Annotated in this window: 7 protein-coding genes; 4 read left to right on the forward strand and 3 right to left on the reverse strand. The window is 33.1% G+C overall.

The window, feature by feature from the left end; genetic code table 11:
• Positions 1-52 precede the first annotated feature (52 nt).
• Together ACN1AG_RS07775 and ACN1AG_RS07780 are read left to right on the forward strand one after the other, a co-directional pair.
• A complete protein-coding gene (locus ACN1AG_RS07775) occupies positions 53-1900 on the forward strand; it encodes an ATP-binding protein (protein WP_417904953.1) in 1848 nt (615 codons plus the stop codon).
• Between the two features lie 218 nt (positions 1901-2118).
• Positions 2119-6351: an autotransporter domain-containing protein gene (locus ACN1AG_RS07780; protein WP_417904954.1), complete on the forward strand. Its 4233-nt coding sequence runs from the start codon at positions 2119-2121 to the stop codon at positions 6349-6351.
• Between the two features lie 37 nt (positions 6352-6388).
• Here the strand turns inward: ACN1AG_RS07780 and ACN1AG_RS07785 are convergent, their stop codons facing one another.
• Positions 6389-11164, reverse strand: coding sequence for a Sca4 family protein (locus ACN1AG_RS07785; protein WP_417904955.1), 4776 nt, complete (start codon positions 11162-11164; stop codon positions 6389-6391).
• 813 nt (positions 11165-11977) lie between these two features.
• Complete coding sequence (gene rpsU, locus ACN1AG_RS07790) at positions 11978-12178, reverse strand: 30S ribosomal protein S21 (RefSeq protein WP_341748434.1); 201 nt, start codon at positions 12176-12178, stop codon at positions 11978-11980.
• A gap of 97 nt (positions 12179-12275) precedes the next feature.
• Here rpsU and ACN1AG_RS07795 point away from each other — a divergent pair, with 97 nt between their 5' ends.
• Complete coding sequence (locus ACN1AG_RS07795) at positions 12276-12905, forward strand: COQ9 family protein (RefSeq protein ID WP_417904956.1); 630 nt, start codon at positions 12276-12278, stop codon at positions 12903-12905.
• A 16-nt stretch (positions 12906-12921) separates the two neighbouring features.
• Positions 12922-16080: an isoleucine--tRNA ligase gene (gene ileS / locus ACN1AG_RS07800; protein ID WP_417904957.1), complete on the forward strand. Its 3159-nt coding sequence runs from the start codon at positions 12922-12924 to the stop codon at positions 16078-16080.
• 89 nt (positions 16081-16169) lie between these two features.
• Here the strand turns inward: ileS and ACN1AG_RS07805 are convergent, their stop codons facing one another.
• Positions 16170-18413, reverse strand: a complete 2244-nt coding sequence (locus tag ACN1AG_RS07805) for a tetratricopeptide repeat protein (RefSeq protein ID WP_417904958.1) — start codon at positions 18411-18413, stop codon at positions 16170-16172.
• Between the last annotated feature and the right edge of the window lie 19 nt (positions 18414-18432).

An 18432-nucleotide genomic window follows, 5' to 3' on the forward strand; every position in this document is an offset into this window, starting at 1 on the left:
CTAGGTAGGTGGTAGAACTTCAAATATACTCAAATGATTTTGAATAATAAAAATGTTGAATTACTTTTATCGAGATCTTAAAAAATATTGTAATAGCGGTAAATTAATATTTGTTCTAATAATTGTAGCCATTATATTGGCTTGCTCAACTTATTATGTGATTTCAATTGAGTCGAAATCTCTTGGTCCAGACCCAAGTAGAGTTATAGGGCTTATATTAGTAGATCTTGCTGTATTCTTATTTTTAGGCATTTTATTAGCTCGTAAATTTTTACGAGATTTTATTGATAAAGGTGAGAGGGAGACGTCTTCGAAATTACAAAATCGTATCATTATTACCTTTAGTTTGATTGCTACAATCCCAACTATTATTGTTTCAGTGTTTTCAGCATATTTCTTTAACTTTGGTATTCAATCTTGGTTCGATAAAAAGATTTCTGCTGTGCTTGATCAGTCGATAATAGTAGCAGAATCTTATATAGACGAACATAAACTGCAGTTACGAGAAACAGCATTATCTGTCGCTGATGATTTAACTGAGATGTATTATAATTTAATACATAATCCCCTTTCATTTAATGAAGCATTAAATACTGAAGTTGAGATGCGTTCTCTTGATGAAGCTATAGTTTTTCATAGACCTACTAATACTGTTATTGCTAATACATTCTTAAGTTTCGCAATTTCATTTGCTACTATTCCAGCTCATTTAATGAAAAGAGCTGAGGTAGGAGAAATTGTTGAAATAAAATCTGATCCTAAAAAGATTCGAATGCTTACAAAACTTAAAGATCATAATGATATATATTTGTTGGTAGGTAGATTGATTGATGCCAAAATTATTGATCATATTGATAAAACTAACGGTGCAGCTGAAGAATATTATCGTCTTAAAAAACATATATCTAGTATGCAGATCAAATTTTCTATAGTATTTATTTTTATTGCTTTATTACTGCTATTAGCTGCAATAAGCTGGGGGATGATTTTTGCTACAAAGATAGTAAAGCCTATTCGGAAATTAGTGATTGCTACTGAAAAGGTTAAAAATGGTGACTTAACTATTCAAGTGCCAGAAGACCTTGTTAATAAAGATGAAATAAGCGTTTTATCCTCAGCTTTTAATAGGATGATTAAACAAATTGATCATCAACAAAGAGATCTAGTTATAGCTCAGCGTGCACTTGCTTGGTCTGACGTAGCAAGGAAAGTAGCTCACGAAATTAAGAATCCTTTGACACCTATTCATCTTGCCTCCGAAAGATTGCTTAGGAAATTTAGTAATCAAGTTGAAGATAAGGCAGAGTTCAACAAATACATACAGATGATTATACGTCATACTGACGACATTAAGAAAATTGTCTCTGAATTTGTTAATTTTGCAAGATTACCAGCCCCAATATTTATGGATTGTGATCTAGTAATTCTTATAAAGAATATGGTTGAATCACGAAAATTAATTAATGATAAAATATTATATAAGTTCATCACAACTGATCAGCACATAGATTTCATCTGTGATACAACTCAAATTAATCAGATTATGGTTAATTTGTTAAAAAATGCCGAAGAATCTATAGGACTTACTAGATTTCAACAAGGTGTTATTGCTGTTTCTATAACCAAGTCTAACCATCAGATTACTATTACAGTAAATGACAATGGAATAGGATTCCAAGCAAATTTAATTGATAGGGCTACAGAAGCCTATATAACAACTAGATCTAAAGGAACTGGTTTAGGGCTAGCCATTATCAAAAAAATAGCACAAGATCATTGTGCAACACTAGAGTTAGCAAACAAGCACGAGGGAGGGGCAATTGTCAACATAACGTTCAACCTTGATGAATTAAAATTAAAGATCCATAATTCGAAGTCGATAAATCACATTTTCACTTAATATTCTTGCCTTACTTTACTTTTTTCTTGGTAGTTCTCTCATATTTAAAGTCATGCTTTATAACAATATACTTAATCTGTAATCGTGATTTTTATCACATATTAATAAATTCTCCTTTAAAAATAAAATTATAAATACACTTTTTACTTTCCCTCTCTATGACAATCGCATTAACATTAATTAATCTTTAATAAATAAATTAACTAATAGGTAATAAAATGGTTTTATTTAACAAGCTACAAAATAACTTTCTTATTAATAGATCTAATAGATATTTAGTAACAAGGTGCATAATTTTTCTTTTTTTTTTATTACAAGGGTTTGGTACATCTAATGTTTTGGCAGCAGGACTAAGAAATGAGCAAATATACTCAAATGATTTGGAGAATTGGAACGTAAAACAAGGGGTGAGCGAACGAAGCGTACATGAAGTACGTCAGTACGCGAATACCCCGCAGTTTTACGAAACCAATTCTTCAAATCATTTGAGTATAAATCTACCTCATCTAGACCCAACTACTAATAGAGAATACTTTGAAAATGAAATAGAGGCAACTCTGCAACTTATTGATGAAGCTCGTGGTGAGTTGACAATACTAGAACAAACACGTAATGCACAAATAATAGACAGATTTGAGGATTATGACAATGAGTTGAAAAAAGTATTTGGTTTACAAAACAATTATTATCCAAGAGTACTTAAGTTACTAAAAGCAGATTATTTAACATTACTTAATTCACACAGAAAGTATAGTTTAAAGAAAGAAATGATCGAAGAAAAAATATCAGATAACAAAACGCTACAAGGTATAAAGAAGAAAGGTTTAACCGCAATAGAGCAACTAATAAAGAGCAATTCTGAAGAATATGACAAAGCTCAATCAGAAGCTAAACGAAAGGCTTTTGAGGGAAAGAAAGAATATTATCAAGCTCAATCAGAGGCTGAACGAAAGGCTTCTGAGGAAAAGGCAGAATATTATAAAGCTCAATCAGAAGCTAAACTAAAGGCTTTGGTGGACAAGGAAAAATCTTTATCAGAAATAAAAAAAGAATTAGAGGAAACCCCACATCAAGATGCTGTATCCTTGAATAATTTGAAGAATGAGAACAACAAACAAGGAGGGAGCGAATACAACGTAGTAAACGCAGGTCCCGAAAGTATTTACGAAGGCAATTTTTCAGATCATTTAAGTATAGTTAAAATTCTAAAAAAAATAGACCTATCTCCACAAGAGCTAGGGTACGATGATAACGCAAAAGAAACTCTCTATACTAATCAGCTTAATGAAGTAAATAAAAATTTAGAAGATTTGGCACAGAAGATAAGTGAGACAGAACAGCAAGAGTCAATACTCAAGCAAGAAAAAGATAATTACGACCAACTATCAAGTGCTATCAATATAAAAAAAGAAAAAATCCGCAAGTTAAACAAAACAAAAAAATACTGTGAATCTAAGCTAGATTGTAAAGAGGCTGATAATTTATTACCTACTTTACCAAAGAAGAAACTACAGTTTAGGGATGTGGCAGCACACATTATTTCTATTATCAAAGCACAACCTCAAACTTCTAATAATTTGGTGTCAGTAAAATCACCTTATATATCTCTTGATGACCAACCTCCGCCTCCAAGCTTAAGTATGCAAACAGAGATATTACCATACCAAATAGAGGCTTCTGTTGTTACGCCTCTAATATTAGATACCCCTAATAATGAAACGCTAACCGATAAAGCTATACCACAAGTAAACACTAAAAGTTTACACGATGAATTTCAAGAGTTTTCAACAGAAAATGACGGTAATAATCAACGTAAGGAGATTATTACTCGCAGACATAGCGTCGAAACAGAACAACCTAAATATTATCAAGATAAGAAAACTATTACTCGTACGTTTAGCCTCGAACTCCCCCGACCCCAATCACTAGACGAAGGTTTTTTTTCTCATCACAGCACATCAGAATCTGAAAAGGAAGAGTGGAGCGACTCTGAAGATGAATCACCCATAGATTTTCCCTTAAAAAGGTTTTCACGGTCATCTTCATTAGCACCACTCGATCCACTATATTATTCAAGAAGATCATCAGATGCCTTAAATCTTGATTCTAGTGATAAATCCCTAGATAGTAAACTAGATGACGAGGAATCTAAACCACCAAGATTGTATAGAAGATCTTCTTCAGCTCCTCCTATATTGCAATCTCAGCCTCTAGAAATAGATAGAACTCCAAATGCAACATCTGATCAAGATGTTGCACCCTCTCAAAACAGTAATGAAATAGCAGTAGTAACGTTTCTACCAATAACTCAAGAGGCTATGCCAATAGTAACTGAATCTCAGTCTCTTGCAAAAACTACACCTCCAGTAACTAAACTTCAATATCCTGCAGAAACTATAGCTCCTATAGAAACTATGCCCTCAGTAGCTAAATTAACTAACCCTCCACCTCTTCTAGAACCGACATTCTATGAGGATAAACCTCCACCAATAACTCAAGAACAATCTTCAACAATGCACGCAATAGTTGACCAAGTTGTAATATACAATGTAGACAATAAACAAGGAGTAAGCGAAAACAACGTAGAGCTACATGAATATGAGAATCCACCGAAACTTTACAAAACTAAAAGGCAGAAAAGGAGTATAGCTGTACATGATATATTTGAAGATAATCTTGGGTTAGAAGAATTGTTTAAAGAAGAGGCTGTGCCAATAGTAGCTAATGAGCAGCCTCCTGAGGCTAAATATCATGCAGTTGAACATATTGTAGATAATGATCAACCTCTTGCAGCTGCACCTGCACCTCAACCTCCTGCAGATGTAGTCCATGTAGTAAAAAATGATCCTCCTGCAGTTCAACCTCCTGTAGCTAATGAGCAGCATCCTGTAGCTGATCATCAACCTCTTGCAGCTGCACCTGCACCTCAACCTCCTGCAGATGTAGTCCATGTAGTAAAAAATGATCCTCCTGCAGTTCAACCTCCTGTAGCTAATGAGCAGCATCCTGTAGCTGATCATCAACCTCTTGCAGCTGCACCTGCACCTCAACCTCCTGCAGATGTAGTCCATGTAGTAGAAAATGATCTTCCTGCAGTTCAACCTCCTGAGGATGAACATCTTGCAGCTAATGGTCAACCTCAGAAGCCTGAACATGATATATTTGATGAAGATAATCTTGGGTTAGAAGAATTGTTTAAAGAAGAGGCTGTGCCAATAGTAGCTAATGATCAACCTCCTGCAGATGTAGTCCATGTAAAAAATGATCCTCCTGCAGTTCAACCTCTTGCAGCTAATGATCAACCTCAGGAAGATCAACCTCAAAAGGATAAACATCATGCAGATAATGATCAATCTCAGAAGGATGAACAGATTGTAGATAATAAGCAAACTCTCGTAGCTGCACCTCAACCTCCTGCAGAAACTATAATATTAGTTGAAAAAAAACCTTATATCCCGCCTATTAATTTCGATATCGAACAAAATATAGCAAAATATACTACATATATAGAATTTGATTACTTGGATTTAATTTCAAATGCTTTAAGTACTAGAAATAATCTATTAAAACATAATTCTACGGTAAATATGGCAGCGGCAGGGGATAATGATTATTATATTAAAAAAGGAGGGTGGATTCAAGTTATGAACTCTACTAGCAAACAAAAAGGAAATACTTTACCCTTTAAAAATAATCAGCAAGGCTTCGTTCTAGGTTTTGATGCACAGCCTCTTGATGAACTTATTATAGGAATCGCATATGCTAATGCAAATTCATACACTGAATTTCAAAGCATCTTTAATGATAAGCAAAATACTATTTTACACGTAGCTGCAATTTACAGCAAATATACCTTATCACCAAATATGTATCTGAGTTCTTATCTTAAATATGGTAAAGCCTTTATTAAAAATCTAGGGAAAAGAGATACTATATCAATTAACAGCAAGACTAAGGGTTATGTAGGACGTGCGAAGCTTGAAACTCACTATAAAGTTGATTTAGATAAATTTTTGTTCAAACCAATGGTAGGAATAATATTTGATCGTTTTCTAATCAAAAATTTTACAGAATATAGGAAAGATTTTAATATTAATGTACCAACTAGAAAAGGAAAAAGAGTATCACTTGAAACTAGAATTGATTTCAGTAAACGCATTTTGGTAAAAAATATTTCAATTATTCCTAAGGTACACTTCAAACTAGATCATACTATTCTACTAAATAATTCAACCGACATTATTAATTTTACTAGCATAGAACACCATACTCAAACAGTAGCTATCACAAAATCTCTAAGACCTTCTCCAAAGAATGTTATGTATACTTTAGGAGGTTGTATAAACATGCAATCTGTATCAGCACTTGAATTAGGTGCTGGTTATGATTATAGTTTAAAGAAAAATTTTACTACCCACTCTTTCTATGTTAATGGATCAGTGAAATTTTAATACAAGTTGCTAATTATTACATAATTAGCAACTCTCGTTAAAACTTTCCGACACTACCTGCATTTCGGTTAGGTTTTTTATGAGCAAGTCCTTTCATATCTAGAGAACCATCTAGAGCAGGGGTGGCATTAGCATCGTGTAATAGCTGAGACGCATCCTTAAAAAGAGGATCAGCTGTTACACAATCAGGTTGCAACCCGTGAACAGCAGCTGACTTTACCCTAATATTACCCTGGGCATTTTTAACTATTCCTACATATTCTCCTTTGTTTTTAAGGACTTCTTGCTCAAGTTGCTCAAGAGTGTTTTTATCTACTGGTAAAGTATAAGTTTTACCCTTACGTTTCAAATATAAAGGTGACTTATTGTCATCAGAACAAGAAAATATTTCTGTAGGTTTGGTCAGATGCACTAACTTGCCATTCTTATAGTGAGCAGTCAAATATACAGCATCTTCTTTACTAATATTACGTCCATTTGTATCTTGTACTGCAAAAGACATATGGCACGCCCCTTTCATATCTATAGATAACGGTATATTTACCATACGAGCATTTTTAATTTCTTCTCCCTTACTAGTTTTATATTTAGCATTTTTGTCATTATGATTCAATGTTGTTTCATTTATTGTCACAACATCCTGACCGTTTTGCTGCAAGCTAAAGCTTTTACCTGATGCTTTTTCTTGCCATTCAATATCTTTATACTCAGCTGCAAATTTTTTATGAATATCTGTATAGCCTCTTTGTTCAATATTTTCTATCTCTCGTAGTACTTTTGAGTCCCGAAATGCTTCGGATAATTCTCCAACATTTTCTTGGGCAAATTGAGCAAAACTGCTTGTAGATTCCAAAGAAAATTTATTAATAATTGGCTGGACTTGCTCTCTTGACAATTCCTTAAAAGCTTGCAATATTTTATCATCGTCATAAACATTACCCTTAGTTTTATTCTGAACCAACACTTTATCTACAGTTTGCTCTTCAATTGAAGTAGGTACTGTTTGCTCCTGAACAATTACCTTTGTCGCATTAGTTGCAACTTCCTCGGTTGACACGCCACTATCCATACTAGACCTATACTCTGTACCTACTGATTGCTCTAGCTTTTCATGCATGTTATCTGTTTGGCTATCAACTGCTCTAAACTCTTTAGTAATATTCTCTGTTTCCGTACTTACTGACGTCTTCTCTTTACCAGCTATCTCATCCGTTTGAATCCCAGCTCCTTGTACTTCCGGCTTAATTTGTAATTTTTTCAACTGCTCTAGAAGTGCAGCATTTTTAGCTTCAAGTTCCGCTATCCTAACATCCTTATCTTTAAGCTCTGTTACCCTAGCCTGTTCATCTTTTTGGATTCTTTGGGCATGTTCCTGAGCAACCTCCAACCTCCCCCAAAGTTCATCTATATCCCCTTTTTGTTTTTCTTCTAAGGCATTATACTCTAAATCTTTTCTTGCACTAAGTGTTTCTAGCTGATTTTTTGTATCTTCTTTTATTTTTTCTAACTGAGATTTTAAACCCTCATTCTCATCGGTTACTTTATTTAGCTGAGTTTTAAAGTTTTTATTTTGCTCATCAGAAATAGCTTTTTCCAACGTTAGTTCTTCTTGGACTTCGGTTAATTCTTGTTGAATTTTCTTTAGCTCTGCCTGTTGTTTTTCGTATTCTGCCTCTAAATAATTATACTCTAAATCTTTCTTCCCACTAAGTATCTCTAACTGTTCTTTTGCATTTTCTATTTCTTCTAACTGAGTTTTTAAACTATTATTCTCATTGGTTAATCCACCTAGCTGAGCTTGTAATTCTTTAGCTTGCTTACTTTCTACACCATATTCTTGCTCAGCTGCCTTTAGGCTTTCTTGAACGATTATTAATTCTTGTTGCTTCTTTTCTAGCTCACTCCGACTTTCTTGCTGTTCTAATTTTAGTTGTGATAATTTCTCGTTTATTGTTTGCAATTCTGCTGCAGCTGCCTCTGATTGTCCTTTAAGCATTACTGCATATTTTTCTTCTACTGCCTGTAAATCCAAATTGGCGGCTTCTTTTGCTTCAGTAAGAGCCTTTATCTGACTTTCCTTCTCCTCTTTTGTTGCTTTTAACTCAGTCGTTAGTTGATGCTGAACCTTGGTTAATTCCTCTACCTGATCTTGTAATTTTTTAGCCTGCTCACTTCCTTTTCCATGCAATTCTTCAGCTTCAAGCAATTTCTCACTAGTACCAGTTAATTTTTCTTTTGTTCTATCTAACTCTGTCTGTCTTTCTTGCCGCTCTGATTTTAGTTGTAATAATTCCTCGTTTATTGTTCGCAATTCTGCTGCAGCTGCCTCTGATTGTCCTTTAAGCATTACTGCATATTTTTCTTCTACTGCCTGTAAATCCAAATTAGCGGCTTCTTTTGCTTCAGTAAGAGCCTTTATCTGACTTTCCTTCTCCTCTTTTGTTGCTTTTAACTCAGTCGTTAGTTGATACTGAACCTTGGTTAATTCCTCTACCTGATCTTGTAATTTTTTAGCCTGCTCACTTCCTTTTCCATGCAATTCTTCAGCTTCAAGCAATTTCTCACTAGTACCAGTTAATTTTTCTTTTGTTCTATCTAACTCTGTTTGTCTTTCTTGCTGCTCTGATTTTAGTTGTAATAATTCCTCGTTTATTGTTCGCAATTCTGCTGCAGCTGCCTCTGATTGTCCTTTAAGCATTACTGCATATTTTTCTTCTACTGCCTGTAAATCCAAATTGGCGGCTTCTTTTGCTTCAGTAAGAGCCTTTATCTGACTTTCCTTCTCCTCTTTTGTTGCTTTTAACTCAGTCGTTAGTTGATACTGAACCTTGGTTAATTCCTCTACCTGATCTTGTAATTTTTTAGCCTGCTCACTTCCTTTTCCATGCAATTCTTCAGCTTCAAGCAATTTCTCACTAGTACCAGTTAATTTTTCTTTTGTTCTATCTAACTCTGTCTGTCTTTCTTGCTGCTCTGATTTTAGTTGTAATAATTCCTCGTTTATTGTTCGCAATTCTGCTGCAGCTGCCTCTGATTGTCCTTTAAGCATTACTGCATATTTTTCTTCTACTGCCTGTAAATCCAAATTAGCGGCTTCTTTTGCTTCAGTAAGAGCCTTTATCTGACTTTCCTTCTCCTCTTTTGTTGCTTTTAACTCAGTCGTTAGTTGATACTGAACCTTGGTTAATTCCTCTACCTGATCTTGTAATTTTTTAGCCTGCTCACTTCCTTTTCCATGCAATTCTTCAGCTTCAAGCAATTTCTCACTAGTACCAGTTAATTTTTCTTTTGTTCTATCTAACTCTGTCTGTCTTTCTTGCTGCTCTGATTTTAGTTGTAATAATTCCTCGTTTATTGTTCGCAATTCTGCTGCAGCTGCCTCTGATTGCCCTTTAAGCATTGCTTCATGAACTAATTGTAATGCCTGCAAGTTGAAAGTTGCTGACTCTTTTTCTTTACCAAGAAGCTCTATCTTACCTTCTAACTCACCCTGAACTTTGGTTAACTTAGTTTTTAAATCATTATTCTCTTGGGTTAACTCACTTATCCGAGCTTCTGACTTTATTACAAATTCATCTGTTTTAAGTACTTTTTCTAGTTCATCCGATAAACTAAGATCCTGCGGTGTAATAAATTGCTGCTGCCCTATTTGCTGCTCTTTTTTTTCTCTTTCCAGTTCTCCAATCCGTTCTTGGAGTTCACTTATTACTGCTAGATGTTTTTTCCTTTCTTGATTTACAGATAATTTTTCCGTATCTATCAATGACTTTAATTGCTCTAATTGGTAGGTTTTATAATCTGCTTCTTCCTCTGCAATATCAAGCTTAGTATTCAACTTACCAAGCTCAATTTGATGTTTCACTGACACCTCAGCATCATTAGCTCTTTCTTGTAATATAGGATAATGACTGACTGGATCTTCTTGTTGTTGTTTTGCACTGGATAGAGGGGGGTAAGATTTTTCTTCCAATTGTTTTAATTCTTCAAACCACTGCCCTTCTTGCTGCTTGTTTTGCTCAATGATTTGAGTTTTTTGCTCTATTTGATCTTGGATTTTCCTTATTTCTTCTTCTTGTAGTTTTACATTTTCATATTGCTCCACTATTATAGGACTGTCTGCTAATATAACGTCTATTTCTTTTTCTATCTCCGCTTGCCATTCCTTAAACAATTCTTGTAGTTTTGGCTGAACATAAACTGCTAGATTATCAGCTAAATCTTTATTTTGTAACTTCTTTTTTTGCTCGATTAAAGAGTTCTCCCTTTCTTCTAAATTCTTCATACTGGCATTAAGCTCGACCATATGCTGCGAATTTTTCTCAAGTAATCCTTGTTTGTCATCTTCTTTAAGTAAGGCATTTCCTTCAAGGAATTTAGCAAATTCCTCTTTGTGTTCAATGCTCCTATAAGAAATATCTTTTCTATCTTCATGTAAAAACTGCTCAAACTCTTGGCATAGTTTAAGATTTGATACAATTTTTTCAGATTGCTGCGTGATCAGTTCTAACTCTGAATCTATAAATTCATTTTGTTCTTGGATGGCTTGTATTATTTCGTCTGATGATTGAGCAGCTAGGTATCCTTTTATTTTTTTCTGCTGTTTCCAAAGTTTTTCCAACAATTCTAATGCATCATTATCTTGTCCCTGCAAACTCTTTCTTAGAGTATCTAATGCTATTTGCTTGTCTCGGATATCTCTTTGTAGCACTTTGAGGTCTTCATTAGCTTTTTCAAATATACCCTGTCCAGTTTTCATCTTTTTTTGAAGTTGTGTTATTGCGGATAAAGTTTCTTCTGATTCTTGTAATGACATTTTATTTACCCATAGTTAAAATTATCTAAATTAACCTCAAATATCGATGTAATAAATTAATAGTAGGCTCAAGTAATCATCGCCATTAGGGGTGATGTCACCCCTGCCGCCATTATGTCATTCCCACCCCTTCGGATGTCACCCCTGCATAGGCAGGGGTCTAAAAAAATAGCATAGAAGGTATGTTATATAGTTTTAGATCCCTGCCTTCGCAGGGATGACATAATGGCGAGCAGAGATAACACCCTAGGCTATTAAACCGATCTCTTACATCGAATTGAGGTAAAATTAATCTTATAAAATTATTTAAGTATAACTATAACTTCAAAAGTTGTTAAAAACAACTTTTAGAAGTAAAATCTATAGATTATTGGAAATCTTCTATGTTAATTTCGTGGATTTATAAGAATTCTTGCTAAAGTAATACCATTTCCCATTATTAACTACGCTAATACTACAGTTGTAGTTACTACCCAGAGCTGTCATTCTTAGCAACGGCGGGAATCTAAAAAAATAGCCTAAAAGACTATTAAACATTATTATATCCCAGCTTTTGCTGGGATGACACAATGGCGGCAGGGGTGACATCATCCCTAATGGCGATGATACTGAACCTAGTATTAACTTGTTACATCGATACTTGAGGTTACTTACGATAATTTACGCTAACTACTTGATTTTCTAAATCCTGAAATAAATTCAGGTGAAGTATGCTCTAGTTTTAGATGACAACCGACTTAAACCGGACAGCAGTGCTACCTACGCGGCAATGACACACCACTGATCCACGCGGCAATGCCGTTTACAACGACATCAACCTTCCATTAGTTGTTTACGTGCAACTTTTCTTTTTCTTCTTTCTGTTTCTTGATCTTTACGAACACGTTTTACTGAAGGAGGCTCATAGAAACGCGACATTTTCATTGAACGGAACACAAGCTCTCTTTGCATTTTTCTTTTCAAATTTTTAATTGCTTGCTCACCATTCCCAGCATGAACGTTTACTAGTATCACTTTTAATTACCCCCTTTTTAACATAAATTAGACTATTGAATGATAGTAACATTATCTATATACTAAGCTTATATGTCAAGATTAAAAGATGCATTTAATGACTATTTACGAAAAATATCATAGTTTGAAAGTACAATTTGTACAAGTTCTAGCAAGACTACTAATCTTTGATGAGTGGAATAATAAATTATTGCTAGATGCGGAAAAGGAATGTGGTTTTGTTAAGGGGTATTGTCATATAATTTTTCCAAATGGTCTAAGGGAAATAGTTGATTTTTTTGAAAGCTGGCAAGATCAAAAAATGCTTGAGTTATTATCTCAACAAGAAACCCCAGCTAAAATAAAGGATAAAATTGATTTAGCTTTAAAAATTAGAATAAAAAATTGTACACCTAAACTTGTACATTTGAAGAATCGTACTTATTTTACCACACCATCAAACACTCTATTTGCTACAAAAATAGGCTTTCGTACCTGTGATTTAATTTGGCGTTATGCAGGTGATAAGTCTATAGATTATAATTATTATACTAAGAGAAGTTTATTACTCAGCGTTTATATAAGTTCGATACTCTATTACATTCAAGATGAGTCAGAGAATAATATAGATACCGATAAATATATTACTAAATCCTTATCCAATATTATAACTATAACCTCTAAATTTAAGAATATTGTAAAGCTACCAAATCCTGTCGATATACCAATTATTCGACTATTTTCATAATAATCAAGATTACAACATGACTAATAAATACTACCAAGATATCCAATCTAATGTCGATTTTCCAACGATTGAGAAAAAGATTTTAGCTTATTGGCAGAAGAACAATATTTTCCAAAAAACGATAGATGCTAGACCATCCATAAATAATGAGTTTGTATTCTATGATGGACCGCCCTTTGCTAATGGCCTACCGCATTATGGCCATCTGCTAACTGGTTTTATCAAAGATGTTTATGCACGCTATCAAACTAGTAAAGGAAAAAGAGTCGAGCGACGCTTTGGTTGGGATTGTCATGGACTCCCTGCCGAAATGCAAGCAGAGAAGGAATTAAGTATTTCTGGTAGAACGGCTATTATCAATTTTGGTATTGATAAATTTAACGAGCATTGTAGATCATCGGTCATGAAATATGCTAATCAGTGGCAGGAATATGTTAATCGACAAGCACGATGGGTGGATTTTACCAATTCCTATAAAACCATGGATAAAGCTTTTATGGAATCTGTGCTGTGGGCTTTTAAAGAATTATATAACAAAGGACTGCTATATGAATCAATGAGAGTAATGCCTTATTCTTGGGCATGTGAGACACCTTTGTCTAATTTTGAAACAAGGCTAGATAATTCATATAGAGAACGAACTGATAAGGCAGTTACGGTAAGTTTTGTACTTGAGGGGAAATTACCAAATTCTGTACAATATAACGAGTACAGAATGCTGGCATGGACTACGACGCCATGGACTTTGCCGGCTAATTTAGCATTAGCCGTTGGACCAAATATCGAATATGTTCTAGTACCAAATGGCCCTGTTTGTTATATTTTAGCTAAATTTGCTTTGGCTAAATATCAGAAAGAATTAGGGCTTAGTGATGAACAAAATTATGATATAATTGAAGGTAAGTACCTATTAAATCTTACTTACAAGCCATTATTCGATTATTTTGCCAATCATCCAAGTAGCTTTAAAGTACTTTCCGGAGATTTTGTAGTTGAAGGAGACGGCACCGGTATCGTACATATGGCTCCTGGTTTTGGTGAGGAGGATCAGATTCTTTGTCAATCTCAAGGAATAGAACTTGTTTGTCCTGTAGATAATGCTGGGAAATTTACTAAAGAAATTTATGATTTTGTCGGTTTACAAGTATTTGATGCTAATGATCAAATTATCATTAAGCTAAAAAATCAGGGTAATTGGCTTAAAACCGAGCAATATATTCATAGTTATCCCCATTGTTGGCGTACTGACACCCCTCTTATATACAAAGCCGTTCCTTCTTGGTATGTAAAAGTTACCGAATTTAAAGACAGAATGGTTGAATTAAATCAACAAATTAACTGGATACCCTTGCATGTCAAGGATAATTTATTTGGCAAATGGCTCGAAAATGCTAAGGATTGGTCAATTAGCCGCAATAGATTTTGGGGTACACCACTACCTGTATGGAAATCAGATGATCCGACTTATCCTAGGATTGATGTGTATGGATCAATAGAGGAGTTAGAAAAAGATTTTGGGGTTACAGTTACCGATTTACATAGACCTTTTATTGATCAACTAACTAGAAAAAATCCGGATGATCCAACCGGTAAATCAATGATGGTTAGAGTAGAAGATGTCTTTGATTGCTGGTTTGAAAGCGGCTCTATGCCTTATGGGCAAGTACATTATCCATTTGAAAATAAAGATTGGTTTGAAAAGCATTTTCCTGCCGATTTTATAGTGGAATATTCAGCACAAACACGCGGTTGGTTCTATACTTTAATGGTACTGTCAACAGCCCTTTTCGACCAACCACCTTTTCTAAATTGTATTTGTCATGGGGTTATATTAGACAGCACCGGGCAAAAATTATCAAAGCGTCTTAATAATTATGCTGATCCGCTAGAATTATTTGATAAATATGGTTCTGATGCTCTAAGAGTTACCATGCTCTCTTCCAATGTAGTCAAAGGTCAGGAACTGCTGATCGATAAAGACGGTAAAATGGTTTATGAGAGCTTACGTTTATTTATCAAACCCATTTGGAATGCTTACCATTTCTTTACTCTGTATGCTAATAGCGATCAGATAAAAGCAGAAAACCACTTTAATTCTCAAAATGTGCTAGATCGTTATATCTTATCAAAACTAAAAATATCAGTAGAAAAAATCCAGTATGGGCTAGATAATTTTGATACTCAAATAGCTTATAATAATGTTGGCAATTTTTTTGAAGTATTAAATAATTGGTATATTAGAAGAAGTAGAAATCGTTTTTGGAAAAGTGAAAAAGATCAAGATAAAAAAGATGCTTATAATACCTTGTATAGTTGTCTTGAAATAATGTCTATTGCTCAATCCAGTTTACTACCATTAATTTCTGAGGAAATTTATTTAGGACTTACAAGGCTAGAAAAGCAAGGAGGCAGTGTTCATTTAGCGGATTTTCCTGAACTTGATATGATAAAAGTTGACTATGATTTGGTCAGCATCATGGATCAAGTATTAGATATTTGTAGTAATGCTTTATTCATTAGAAGTAACGAAAATATCCGGGTTCGACAACCACTGAGCAGTTTAACGATCATTAGTAAAAATAATGAATTACTAGTAAAATTTGAGGAATTAATTAAAGATGAGATTAATGTTAAAAGAGTAATTTATAAAGATGATGTAGAAAATCATGCTGATTACAAATTATCGATTAACTTTCCTAATTTAGGGAAACGTCTACCTCATAAAGTCAAAGATATCATAATAGCTTCTAAAAAGCATCAGTGGCAACTGATGAATGAGCATCTAGTAATAGCGGGAGAAACATTAAATCAAGATGAGTTCTCTCTAATTTTAGAACCTAAAAATGTTAAAGGTACAAAGTCTTTAGCTAATAATCATGGACTAATATTACTGGATTTAGAAATAACAAAAGAACTATACGAAGAAGGTATTGCAAGAGATTTAGTACGTTTTATTCAACAAGCGAGAAAAGATGCCAATTTTGCCATGAATGATAGAATCTTCCTAGAAATCATAGGCAAACTAGATTTTATGCAAATAGTTGAGCAACATAGTATATTCATTCTCGAGCAAACCTTAAGTGAATTTGCTAGCGATTTCACGCCAGAATATATGACTAATATTGAATTAAATTCAGACATAATAACTATAAGGGTAGCAAGATTTTCTAAGTAACCTCAAATATCGATGTAAGACATCGGTTTAATAACCTAGGATACCCTCTTGGTAAGAGTTTAATTACTGTTGGTTAACACAACTAATGCTTAATGATTCTTGATCCACAAATCCATGTTATATTGTTTACAATATTCAAACATATCTACTGTGTTAGGGTGGTGTATGCCAAATTCCTTTATTTGGGGCTTACCAAAAAATTTATAATTGTATAAGTCTTTGCTTTTACAGGCGGCTTTTGCTCCTTTATTATATAATTTACTTACTTGAGCAATATTTTTACTTCTATCCCCATATAAATAATGATATATAACAAACGCTTTTTTATAAGATTCTATGGCTTGTTCAAGGCTATCTTGAGCAAACAAAATATCACCTTGTACTATATAACCAGCTGCTAAGCTTGGATTTTTAGAATAATTTATTGCCTTAGTATTTATATTTTCATGTGCTAAAAATATTGAAATAGCTTTATTAATGTATTCAGAAGCTTTATCTACTTTACCTAAACCTAATTCACTTCTTGCCATTTCTACGTAAAGATCTGCAAATATTTCATGATCCTTATGCTTTGTCTTAAGCATATCATATATCTGCTGATCTTGAATATGGGCTTCTTGATATCTACCAAGAGAATTCAATACGCTTGCTCTAAATATATAGGATCCCAAAAAGGCTAGGTCATTAATATGCACTCCATTGTTTATACGTAGCTTAATAACTTTATCTTCCCACTCTAAACTTTCTTGATATTTGCCTTGCACCTCACATAATGAACTTTTTAAAGTATATATCATAAATGTATCAATTTCTTGTATTACTCCTTGTTTTACTAGCTTTTCTGCATTGTTAAGAAATTCTTCAGCTAATTTAATTTCACCTAAAATCACATAAGATAGAGCAATATTAGTCAAAATATTAAATTTCAAGGCACAAGTAGTTTCATTATTATCAAGTTTATCCAAAATCTTTAATGATTTAGTAAAATAAACAATAGCTTTTTCAGGATTGAGCATTATATGATAATATCTCCCTATTATCGTTAAATATCTAACATAATAACACTTTTGAGATTCAGACATTTGCCATAATTTAAATGCCTTGTTTTTATCTTCTTGATTAAATAAATCAACTATTTGTTGCATTTTGCTGTTATAACTGTTCACATATAGAGCAAACAACTCAACTCTTAAGGTAAGTATTGTGTATAAGTTAATATTATATTTTTCAGAGTTGCTTAGAAGAATTTCTAAATTTTCTGGTATAGTGTTGCTGCTTGTCCACAAATATCCTGAATAAGGACCTTTAAATTTAGGTAATTTATTAATAATATTTTCTAAATATATTTTATTATTATCACCATTTAGCTCCATTATTTTATTGCTAACTATATCATGCATTTCAAAAATAGGATTATCCTCGCTAGGATTGATATTATTGATTAGCATAAATTTAGATAATTGATATATATCATCATCTAAACTATCTTTATGTTCAGTAATGATAGTAAGAAGCTGTTTTGAGAAGCTTTGGTTATTTAGTAAAGCTATTTTATTAAGTAACTTTATTGCACTAGGAGGTAATTGTTGAATAGCCATACTAATATTCGTTGCTATTTTATCAATCGATTGATAAATTTTCTTTTTATATTCCTCTTTATCTAAACCTTGAACTTTGTTAAGTAATTGAGTTCCTTGCACTATCAATATTGGATAACCACTAAAAGATTGCGTTAAAAATTCGATACTATTATTATCCTTATTGTTCAATAAGTTATTAGCTAAAGCTATAATAGTAGGCTTATCAAGTATGGGCATTGCTATAATATTAGGTAACTTTTCATTATCTTGCGAACAAAACACTACATTACCATTATGTTCCCATTCAACTAAATCTTGCACTTTCTTATTTTCATTAACTTTTAAATTATCAAACACTAATAACCATTTATTAATAGTAGTTAAATAGGATATTACTTCTTTTTTTGCTAAAGCGATCTTTTCAGATATATTAGTTTGTTTAACCATATTGAGTTGTTTTGCTAATTTAACAAATTGTTCATCAAAATCAAGGTTACAATCAAAAAACCAAATTAGATCATAATTATTTTTATTTTCATAAGCATACATTCTAATTAATTGAGTTTTACCTATACCACTAGTACCAACTATACTTGCTTGTTTATATTTACTTAAATTGTCCTTAATAGTCTTAAGCTGTTGTTCATGATTGACAAAATAACTAACTGGGGTGATTAAATTAGTTATTTGTTCTTTTGCCAAAGTTCTAGTATTAATGATTAATAATATGATTAATAGTAAAAATTTTTTCATATAATGAAACTGTTGAAAA

The sequence above is a fragment of the Candidatus Tisiphia endosymbiont of Micropterix aruncella genome (assembly GCF_965178575.1).
Taxonomy (GTDB): domain Bacteria; phylum Pseudomonadota; class Alphaproteobacteria; order Rickettsiales; family Rickettsiaceae; genus Tisiphia.